1 protein-coding gene is annotated in these 1,021 nt (G+C 66.5%); it reads left to right on the plus strand.

Annotation, left to right across the window (positions count from 1 at the left end):
• A partial coding sequence (locus tag ABZZ04_RS39445; RefSeq protein ID WP_356937062.1) for an adenosylhomocysteinase occupies nt 1–1,002 on the plus strand: 1,002 nt, incomplete at its 5' end.
• Nucleotides 1,003–1,021: the final 19 nt, after the last annotated feature.

Raw genomic sequence — 1,021 nt, forward strand, 5'->3', positions numbered from 1 at the left:
CTCGTCCACAAGGGCGTCGAGTTCGAGAAGGCCGGCGCGGCCCCGGACCCGTCGACCGCGGACAGCGAGGAGTACGCCCACATCCTCACCCTGCTGAACCGCACCCTCGGCGAGTCCCCGCAGAAGTGGACGCAGCTGGCGTCGGAGATCCGTGGTGTCACCGAGGAGACCACGACGGGTGTGCACCGGCTGTACGAGATGCACCGTGACGGCACGCTGCTGTTCCCGGCGATCAATGTGAACGACGCGGTGACGAAGTCGAAGTTCGACAACAAGTACGGCTGCCGTCACTCGCTGATCGACGGCATCAACCGTGCCACCGATGTGCTGATCGGCGGCAAGACGGCGGTCGTGTGCGGTTACGGGGACGTGGGCAAGGGCTGCGCGGAGTCGCTGCGGGGCCAGGGTGCCCGGGTCATCGTCACGGAGATCGACCCGATCTGCGCGCTGCAGGCGGCGATGGACGGCTACCAGGTCGCCACCCTGGACGACGTGGTCGGCCAGGCGGACATCTTCGTCACCACGACGGGCAACAAGGACATCATCATGGCCTCCGACATGGCCAGGATGAAGCACCAGGCCATCGTGGGGAACATCGGCCACTTCGACAACGAGATCGACATGGCCGGTCTCGCGCAGATCGAGGGCATCGTCAAGGACGAGGTCAAGCCGCAGGTCCACACCTGGACCTTCCCCGACGGCAAGGTCCTGATCGTGCTGTCCGAGGGCCGCCTGCTCAACCTCGGCAACGCGACCGGGCACCCCTCCTTCGTGATGTCCAACTCCTTCGCGGACCAGACGCTGGCCCAGATCGAGCTGTTCACCAAGCCCGAGGAGTACCCGACCGACGTCTACGTGCTGCCCAAGCACCTCGACGAGAAGGTCGCCCGCCTCCACCTCGACGCCCTCGGCGTCAGGCTCACCACGCTCCGCCCGGAGCAGGCCGCGTACATCGGTGTCGAGGTCGAGGGCCCGTACAAGCCCGACCACTACCGCTACTGACCCCACCCACCGACGACCA

The sequence above is a fragment of the Streptomyces sp. NPDC006435 genome (assembly GCF_040612315.1).
Taxonomy (GTDB): domain Bacteria; phylum Actinomycetota; class Actinomycetes; order Streptomycetales; family Streptomycetaceae; genus Streptomyces.